At 58.6% G+C, this 9,414-nt stretch carries 7 protein-coding genes and 1 pseudogene; 3 read left to right on the forward strand and 5 right to left on the reverse strand.

Going from position 1 to position 9,414, the window contains the following annotated elements; genetic code table 11:
• Positions 1-82 precede the first annotated feature (82 nt).
• The 4 genes and pseudogenes from fusA to WM40_RS13985 all read right to left on the reverse strand — a co-directional run bounded on the left by fusA (position 83) and on the right by WM40_RS13985 (position 4,052).
• Positions 83-2,190, reverse strand: a pseudogene (gene fusA, locus WM40_RS13970) (elongation factor G).
• 163 nt (positions 2,191-2,353) lie between these two features.
• The gene (locus WM40_RS13975) at positions 2,354-2,893 is read right to left on the reverse strand and encodes a DUF192 domain-containing protein (protein ID WP_082102737.1); all 540 of its coding nucleotides are present in this window, start codon (positions 2,891-2,893) and stop codon (positions 2,354-2,356) included.
• A gap of 240 nt (positions 2,894-3,133) precedes the next feature.
• Positions 3,134-3,322 (reverse strand): hypothetical protein, encoded by a 189-nt coding sequence (locus tag WM40_RS13980; protein ID WP_024901723.1) that lies wholly within the window; start codon positions 3,320-3,322, stop codon positions 3,134-3,136.
• Between the two features lie 166 nt (positions 3,323-3,488).
• Positions 3,489-4,052, reverse strand: a complete 564-nt coding sequence (locus tag WM40_RS13985; RefSeq protein ID WP_036007147.1) for a pseudouridine synthase — start codon at positions 4,050-4,052, stop codon at positions 3,489-3,491.
• Between the two features lie 155 nt (positions 4,053-4,207).
• Here WM40_RS13985 and icd point away from each other — a divergent pair, with 155 nt between their 5' ends.
• Positions 4,208-5,464, forward strand: a complete 1,257-nt coding sequence (gene icd, locus WM40_RS13990; RefSeq protein WP_024901722.1) for an NADP-dependent isocitrate dehydrogenase — start codon at positions 4,208-4,210, stop codon at positions 5,462-5,464.
• A gap of 265 nt (positions 5,465-5,729) precedes the next feature.
• Here icd and cspD read toward each other — a convergent pair whose 3' ends face one another.
• Positions 5,730-5,936 (reverse strand): cold shock domain-containing protein CspD, encoded by a 207-nt coding sequence (gene cspD / locus WM40_RS13995; protein ID WP_024901721.1) that lies wholly within the window; start codon positions 5,934-5,936, stop codon positions 5,730-5,732.
• A 767-nt stretch (positions 5,937-6,703) separates the two neighbouring features.
• Here cspD and clpS point away from each other — a divergent pair.
• The gene (gene clpS, locus WM40_RS14000; RefSeq protein ID WP_024901720.1) at positions 6,704-7,018 is read left to right on the forward strand and encodes an ATP-dependent Clp protease adapter ClpS; all 315 of its coding nucleotides are present in this window, start codon (positions 6,704-6,706) and stop codon (positions 7,016-7,018) included.
• Complete coding sequence (clpA, locus tag WM40_RS14005; protein WP_024901719.1) at positions 7,015-9,312, forward strand: ATP-dependent Clp protease ATP-binding subunit ClpA; 2,298 nt, start codon at positions 7,015-7,017, stop codon at positions 9,310-9,312. Before clpS ends, clpA begins: the two co-directional genes overlap by 4 nt.
• Positions 9,313-9,414: the final 102 nt, after the last annotated feature.

Genomic DNA, 9,414 nt, shown 5'->3' on the forward strand with positions numbered 1-9,414 from the left:
CACCGCAGTGACAAATATTTTCAACGTATGACATAACGCAAAAAAAGCAAAGACACATGACAAGAAACACGCCGCATGCCGCTTATTTCGTGCCTTTCGCGCTGATAATCGCGTCGGCCACGTTGCGCGGCGCATCCGAGTAATGCTTGAACTCCATGGTATACGTAGCGCGTCCTTGTGTGGCGGATCGGAGGGATGTGGAATACCCGAACATTTCCGCCAGCGGCACCTCGGCCCGAACAATCTTGCCACCGCCGCCCGGAGTGTCGTCCATGCCCTGGACAATGCCACGTCGGGACGACAGATCGCCCATGACGTTGCCCATGAATTCCTCGGGCGTTTCCACTTCCACCGCCATCATCGGCTCAAGCAAGCTCGGTTGCGCACGTCGCATGGCGTCCTTGAATGCCATCGACCCGGCCATCCGGAAGGCGTTTTCGTTCGAATCCACGTCGTGGTACGAACCGAACGTCAACGTGACCTTGACGTCGACAACCGGATAGCCCGCCAGAATGCCGGCTTTCAGGGTGTCCTGAATGCCCTTGTCCACGGCCGGGATATATTCCCGTGGCACGACGCCGCCCTTGATTGCATCGATGAATTCGTAGCCCTTGCCGGCCTCGTTGGGCTCGAGGGTGATCACGGCGTGGCCGTACTGGCCGCGGCCGCCTGACTGCTTGACGAACTTGCCATCTACGTCCTTCGCCGTGCCTCGCACTGTCTCGCGATACGCCACCTGTGGTTTGCCCACTGTTGCTTCCACATTAAATTCGCGTCGCATCCGATCGACGAGAATTTCGAGGTGCAACTCGCCCATGCCCGATATGATCGTCTGACCCGATTCCTCGTCGGTCTGTACGCGGAACGACGGGTCTTCCTGCGCCAAGCGATTCAGCGCAATCCCCATTTTTTCCTGGTCCGCCTTTGTCTTGGGTTCGATCGCCTGCGAAATAACCGGCTCCGGGAACACCATCCGTTCGAGGATGATGACCGCGTTGGGGTCACATAGCGTGTCTCCGGTTGTCGCTTCCTTCAGCCCCACCGCCGCCGCGATGTCGCCCGCGTAGACTTCCTTGATTTCCTCGCGCTGGTTGGCATGCATCAGCAGAATACGTCCGAGACGTTCCTTCTTTTGCTTGACCGAGTTGTACAGCGTCTCGCCGGACGTCACCGAGCCGGAGTACACCCGGAAAAAGATCAACTGTCCGACAAACGGATCGGTCATGATCTTGAACGCCAGCGCCGAGAATTTTTCCGCATCCGATGGCTTGCGTTCGGCCTCCTGGTCGTTTTCGAGGACACCCTTGATTGCGGGGACGTCGATTGGTGACGGCAGGTATTCGATCACGGCATCGAGCATTGCCTGTACGCCTTTGTTCTTGAAGGCGCTGCCACATAGCATCGGCATGATCTCGCCCTTGATCGTGCGTGCGCGCAAGGCTTGCTTGATTTCTTCCTCGGTCAGCTTTTCGCCGCCAAGGTATTTGTCGAGCAAGTCCTCGCTCGCTTCCGCCGCGGCCTCGACCATTTTTTCATGCCACTCCTGCGCGAGCGCGACCAGATTCTCGGGGATGTCACCGTACGTGAACTTGACGCCCTGGGAAGCGTCATCCCAGATGATCGACTTCATCTTGACGAGATCGACAACGCCCTGGAAATGATCTTCCGCGCCGATCGGAATCTGAAGAGGGACCGGATTGCCCTTGAGCCGGGCGATGATCTGATCGCGAACGCGGAAGAAGTTGGCCCCGACCCGATCCATCTTGTTGACGAACGCAAGTCGTGGGACACCATATTTATTGGCTTGTCGCCAGACCGTCTCGGACTGGGGCTGCACGCCCCCACGGAGTCGTAGACCATGCAGGCGCCATCGAGTACGCGCATCGAACGTTCGACTTCGATCGTGAAGTCGACGTGTCCGGGCGTGTCGATGATATTAATGCGATGTTCCGGAAAATTCCCGGCCATGCCTTTCCAGAACGTCGTGGTTGCGGCGGACGTGATGGTGATCCCGCGCTCCTGCTCCTGCTCCATCCAATCCATCGTCGCAGCGCCTTCATGCACTTCGCCGATTTTGTGATTCACACCGGTATAGAACAGGATGCGTTCAGTCGTCGTGGTCTTGCCGGCGTCGATGTGCGCGCTGATGCCGATATTACGGTAGCGCTCGATGGGGGTTTTGCGGGGCACGGTGTCTCTCCAGAGAGGGGCCGCTGCCAGCCGAAGGGCGAAGGGGGCGAAACAATCAGATTACCGCCCCAGGCAGCGGTTCATATTGCAAGCGTCAGCATACTCCAAGCGCCTGGGGAACGTGCGTAAGCCCCATTGCGGGGCGGTGGCGTTGTCGCGGGTGCTACTGCGCGCCACCACTGGTAAGGCCATCGATCCGCATGCCAGGCTTGATGCCATGGCTGGCGAACCATCCTTTTTCCATCTCCAGCGCATAACGAACCGCGCGGGTCGGACAATGATTATTCTCGGTTTCCGCCTGCATCTCGTCGATATCGGTGATCGTGCCGTCATCGCCAATAAACGCGATCGATAGCGGGATGAGCGTGTTTTTCATCCAGAAGCAATGTCCCGCGCGATCTGGAAAGACGAATAGCATGCCGGCATTTTTCGCCAGTGATTTGCGATACATCAGACCTTGTTCGCGATCCGCATCATTCGCCGCCACTTCCGCATGAATGACATTGATGCCAGCGCTGAGTGTCACAGTCGGAAAGTCGCCCGGCTGCTTGATCGGCGGCGTGGCCCCAGCCAGCGGCTGGGCGACGGCGGGCGCCACCGGCAGCGCCAGGGCGGCCACCATGCCCGTGATCGCGACGGCAGCGGACAGGCCGGCGCGAGGCGGTAAGGGGTGCATTGCAGCCCGTCGCGTCAAACGCGACATGATCTGGTCGGCAATGTCCCGTAGGGACCGGCGCGGCGACAACCGCGGTGACAGAAGCTTCATCAGGCGATTCAAGAGGATCACTCCGTCTAAAGGAATGTGCAAGATGGTACTGCACAATTGAAAACAGGCGGATACCCGGTGGGTGATCCGCCTGCTTGGCGCGTATTGCGCAGCGAGAGCCGTCGGCCGCCGCTGTGTGAAGCCGGTGAGGCCTCCCGCGGCGCGGGCCTGAGCTGCTTACTTGGCAGCCGAAGCGGCCGAAGCCGAAGATGCCTTCTTGGCGTGCTTCTTGGCAGCGTGCTTCTTATGCGTCGACTTCTTAGCCGTCGAAGCGGCTGCCGGTGCAGCAGCGTCCGAAGCCGGGGTTTGCGCGAAAGCAGCGGTTGCGAACAGGCCAACGATCACGGCAGCGATCAGTTTCTTCATGACGTCCTCGATATCTCGAAATTTGGTTAAGACCGGCCGTCTTTTGCGGCCTGTCATAGCCAATAACGCACCCCGGCGACATCGGTTGACATCGAATGCAAACTTTTTTGCCAGACTGTCCCAGGTACGCGCACGTCGCTGTACCGGTCTGGGCTGGGCGCATGGGTTATCGTTTCCAGGGGGCACCGGGCGCCAGCGGGACGTAGGCACCCGGCGCAAGTCCCAGCGCGAACAGGTCCACCGCGCCAATGGCAACGCGAACCAGGCGCAGAGTGGGATATCCCACCGCCGCCGTCATGCGGCGCACTTGTCGGTTCTTGCCCTCGCTGATTTCCACTGCAATCCAACTGGTTGGGATCGTGGCCCGGAAGCGGACCGGCGGGTCGCGAGGCCAGAGATTGTCCGGAGTGGCAATGCGCCATGCCTTTGCCGGCGCCGTCCTGAAATCGCCGAGGTCCACGCCTTGTGCCAGGCGGGCGAGTGCCGCGTCATCGGGTTCGCCGTCTACCTGGGCCCAGTAACGTTTGACCAGCTTCTGGCGCGGTTCGGCGATGCGCGCCTGCAGCGCGCCGTCGTCGGTCAGGAGCAACAAGCCCTCGCTGTCGGCGTCCAGTCGCCCGGCCGGATAGATATCGGGCAGCGGGACATGCGCGGCAAGGGTCGGACGGCTGGGGTGAGACGAAAATTGGCAGATCGTGCCAAAGGGTTTGTTCAGGGCGAGCAATGACATAACGGGGTGAGAGCTGGCGCGAGGACGCAGCGAACGTCGTAGCGGCGGATGGCTGGCCGATAACGCCGCCGACTTCGGGAAAATCGCGCGATCAGAGCGTAAAATACCATGTCCAGGGCATCTCGCGCCCGTATGCCGTCGAGTGGAGTCGAACAATGCCGTACCAGCACATTCAGGTTCCTGCCGAAGGCGCACGTATCGTCGTGCGCGACGATCACACATTGACGGTACCGGATAACCCGATCATTCCGTTTATCGAAGGGGATGGTGTCGGCGTGGATATCACGCCGGTGATGATCAAGGTCGTCGATGCCGCGATCCGCGCCGCCTACACGGGGCGGCGCCGGATTCACTGGATGGAAATCTATGCGGGGGAGAAAGCGCATCGGTTATATGGCGATACCGTATGGCTACCGGACGAAACATTGCAAGCATTGCGCGATCATGCAGTGGCCATCAAGGGACCGCTCACTACTCCCGTCGGCAAAGGGTATCGTTCGTTGAACGTCGCGCTTCGGCAGAAACTCGATTTGTATGTCTGCTTGCGTCCCATCCAGTATTTCGACGGCGTGCCGTCGCCGTTACGTGAACCGCAACACACGGACATGGTGGTGTTTCGGGAAAACTCGGAAGACGTCTATGCCGGTATCGAGTGGGCGGCAGGCACGCCGGAAGCGCAGAAATTGATCCGATTCCTGCGCGAGGAAATGGGTGTGACGGGCCTGCGGTTTCCTGATACATCTTCCATTGGTCTCAAGCCGGTGTCCAGCGAAGGAACCAAGCGCCTGGTGCGCAAGGCGATTCAGTACGCCATCGATCACGACCGTCGGTCGGTGACGCTTGTCCACAAGGGCAACATCATGAAGTTCACGGAGGGGGCGTTTCGCGATTGGGGTTATGAGGTGGCGCTGGAAGAGTTTAGCGGCAAACTGATCGACGATGGTCCATGGGTCAGCATCCGGAATCCGCGCACCGGCGAGGATATTACGATCAAGGATGCCATTGCCGACGCATTTCTCGAACGCACGCTGTTGCGCCCACGTGAATATGATGTCATCGCGACGCTTAACCTGAATGGCGACTATGCGTCAGACGTATTGGCCGCACAGGTGGGAGGGGTTGGAATCGCGCCAGGCGCGAACATGTCCGACGACATCGCGATTTTCGAGGCAACGCATGGCACGGCGCCAAAATATGCAGGGAAGAACTATGTGAATCCGGGATCGGAAATTCTGTCCGCGGCAATGATGCTACGGCATATGGGATGGATCGAGGCCGCGGACGCCATCGTCGATGCAATGCGCAAGACGATCTCGCAGAAACGGGTGACCTACGATTTTGCGCGCTTGATGTCAGGCGCGGAACAAGTCAGTTGTTCGGGGTTCGGCGACGCCCTGATTGACAATTTGTAGCCAGGGCAATGCGTTTGCGCAAACGGCCCAACCCCTGTCTGACGCGCATCTCTACCGGGTGAGAGCGGGGCGAGAGAAGAGCGGGCGGTTTGCGTTCCCTGCTAGTAGCGAAGCAGGCGGGCCAGCAAACGATAACTTCGCTTATCCTGCCCCCACACCTTTCCTGTTAGAAAAGGTATCGCTTCTCTACAGCAGTACTGGCGTCATCGTCCTGTATCGTGGGCGTTTGCCGACGTGAGGCAGGATGATCGAGCCGGATATCAGATCAGGCGGCTTCCTGAATATTTGACGCTTGCTTGCCTTTTGGGCCTTGCACGACCTCGAAGCTCACTTTTTGCCCTTCCTTGAGTGTCTTGAAGCCGCTCATCTGGATGGCGGAAAAATGCGCGAAAAGATCTTCGCCGCCTTCGTCCGGGGTGATAAAGCCAAAACCCTTTGCATCATTGAACCACTTCACCGTCCCTGTTGCCATACTGCATCCCCTCTGAAGCGCTTTCTCGCTCAACTGTCACTGAACACCGCCATGGAACAGCACGCGGTCCATTGGAATGGGGTCGCGGCCTAGCGGCAGGCCAAAGCACATTCCCCCGTAAGTACTGGTGTAAGGGAAGATGCTTTTTGATTTTTGAGGCTCTTTATTCGACTGTCAAGCGTTTTTTTGTCACGCGCTTATACGTAGTTCGCATGGCGCGCAAGTGCGCCGCGCAGGCGTTTCTCTTTAGGGGAAGACCCTGATCGGCAAACGTTTGTCACTATTCGTCGTCCCGACTTTTCCGCAGGGCGGTCGCGCCGTAAAAAAATTTCCCTGATGGCGTGGCTGTCTGAAAACAAGACACAAATGGGATGTGTCCATTGTATGACGGGCATTCCCGGGCGCTTTTCCGTCTTCCATCGAGGGGTATTGTGATAACGCAGCGCTCGATCTTGAAAACGGCGATAATCGCCCAAGATAGCTGTCAAGACGCAATGTTCGCGGCAAGGCTGTTCAAGCGGTTTCGAGGTTGGAGCGCGCGACATTTCCGGCAGTTGAACGCTGCGTGCGATCTGAGTCTCTTCCCCATAGTGAGTGCAATGCGTTTGGCCTGCATGCCTTGCGCCTTGTGTTGTCGTGGTATCGGTCAGATTGCCCGATACACTACATGACGTCGGCGGCAACGTTCGACCGTTGCTGTAAACGCAAAGGCGCATTCCCGATCAGGTTCGGATTGCAGGGCGGCGCGAGATGTTTAGAATGGACGTATGGCGATCATCCCGAACAAGCAGGACGGAACCGTTCTAGAGCGGCAGGAGCAAAAGCTAAAGCCGCCGCCGATGTTCAAGGTCGTGCTGTTGAATGACGACTTCACGCCGATGGAGTTCGTGATCTTGATCATTCAGCAATACTTCAACAAGGATCGTGAGACGGCTTCACAGATCATGCTGAAGGTTCATCGCGAGGGCAGGGGAGTTTGTGGGGTCTATTCGCGAGATGTCGCGGCGACCAAAGTTGAGCAAGTCGTTACCCATGCGCGGCAAGCGGGCCATCCGCTGCAGTGTGTGATGGAGGAAGCATGATTGCCCAGGAACTGGAAGTCAGTCTGCACATGGCGTTTATGGAAGCGCGTCAGGCGCGCCATGAATTCATTACGGTCGAGCATCTGTTATTGGCGTTGTTGGATAATCCAACCGCTGCAGAGGTGCTGCGGGCCTGTGCGGCAAATATCGACGATCTGCGTCAGAATCTGCGTAATTTCATCCACGACAATACGCCGACGGTACCTGGGACCGATGACGTCGATACGCAGCCGACGCTGGGTTTTCAGCGCGTGATCCAGCGCGCGATCATGCACGTGCAATCGACGTCGAACGGCAAGAAGGAAGTCACGGGCGCTAATGTGCTTGTCGCGATCTTCGGCGAGAAGGATTCGCACGCGGTGTATTACCTGCAGCAGCAGGGCGTGACGCGTCTGGATGTGGTCAACTTCATTTCGCATGGCATCGCTAAGACCGGCGCGGGTGATCAGGCCAAGGCGGCCGATGCGAGCGTTGAAGCCGAAGAAGGTGGCGCGCAGAAGGAAACGCCGCTTGCGCAATTCACGCAGAATCTCAACCAGTCGGCGAAGGATGGCCGTATCGATCCGCTGATCGGCCGCGAGGCGGAAGTGGAACGGGTCGTTCAGGTGCTCTGCCGCCGTCGCAAGAATAATCCGCTGCTGGTGGGCGAGGCCGGGGTGGGCAAGACCGCGATCGCCGAAGGCCTGGCGTGGCGCATCACGCGCGGCGAGGTCCCGGATATTTTGTCCGACGCGATTGTGTATTCGCTTGACATGGGTGCGCTGCTGGCGGGCACGAAGTATCGCGGCGATTTCGAGCAGCGCTTGAAGACCGTGCTCAAAGAGCTGAAGGACCGCCCGCACGCGGTCTTGTTCATCGACGAAATTCATACGCTGATTGGTGCCGGTGCCGCTTCCGGCGGGACTCTCGACGCATCGAACTTGCTGAAGCCGGCGTTGTCCTCGGGCCAGTTGAAATGCATCGGTGCAACGACGTTTACCGAGTACCGTGGCATTTTTGAGAAAGACGCGGCGCTCTCGCGTCGCTTCCAGAAAATCGACGTGCCGGAGCCGACGGTCGAGCAGACAGTTGCCATCCTGCGCGGCTTGAAGTCGCGTTTCGAAGAGCATCACGGCGTCAAGTATTCGGCCGGGGCCTTATCGGCGGCGGCGGAGTTGTCGGCGCGCTTCATCACGGATCGCCATCTGCCGGACAAGGCGATCGATGTCATCGATGAGGCGGGTGCCGCACAGCGTATCCTGCCGAAGTCGAAGCAGAAGCGTACGATCGGAAAATCCGAGATCGAGGACATCATCTCGAAGGTGGCCCGTGTTCCACCGCAGAGTGTCTCGCAGGACGATCGCAGCAAGTTGCAGACGCTGGATCGCGATTTACGGTCGGTGGTGTTTGGTCAGGATCCCGCGATCGATGCGTTGGCCGCGGCAATCAAGATGGCGCGCGCGGGTTTGGGCAAGACCGACAAGCCGATTGGCTCTTTCCTTTTCTCCGGTCCGACCGGCGTCGGGAAGACCGAAGTCGCCAAGCAACTGGCTTTCACGCTGGGTATCGAGCTTATCCGTTTCGATATGTCGGAATACATGGAGCGTCATGCAGTCAGCCGCTTGATCGGTGCGCCGCCGGGCTACGTTGGCTTTGATCAAGGCGGTTTGTTGACGGAGGCCGTATCGAAGAAGCCACACTGCGTCTTGTTGCTGGACGAGATCGAGAAGGCGCACCCGGATATCTATAACGTCCTGTTGCAGGTGATGGATCATGGCACGTTGACCGATAACAACGGTCGCAAGTCCGACTTCCGTAACGTCATTATCATCATGACGACAAATGCGGGGGCGGAGGCAATGCAGAAGTCGACGATTGGTTTCACGACAAAACGTGAAACTGGCGACGAGATGGCCGACATCAAGCGGATGTTTACGCCGGAATTCCGGAACCGCCTGGATTCGATCATCAACTTCCGCGCGCTGGACGAAGAGATCATCTTGCGGGTGGTCGACAAGTTCTTGATGCAGCTTGAAGACCAATTGCACGAGAAGAAAGTGGACGTGCAATTCAGCGACGCGTTGCGCAAGCATCTGGCGAAACACGGTTTCGATCCGTTAATGGGCGCGCGACCGATGCAACGTTTGATCCAGGACACGATCCGCCGTGCATTGGCGGACGAACTGCTGTTTGGCAAGCTCGCAGCTGGTGGCCGCGTGGCGGTAGATGTCGACGAAGAAGGCAAGGTGCAACTGACATTCGATGACAGCGGTGCGCCGCGTAGCCCGAGTCCGGAAACGGTCGAGGTCGAGTAACGCGCACCCTTTCGCCGGGACGTGGCTGCGCGTGCAGCTGCGTCTTGTCTTCATCACGCGTGGCCACGCTAGCCTCCGCGTGAATAAAAAAACCCGTTCGTT

The sequence above is a fragment of the Robbsia andropogonis genome (assembly GCF_000970345.1).
In the GTDB taxonomy this organism is placed as follows: Bacteria; Pseudomonadota; Gammaproteobacteria; order Burkholderiales; family Burkholderiaceae; genus Robbsia; species Robbsia andropogonis.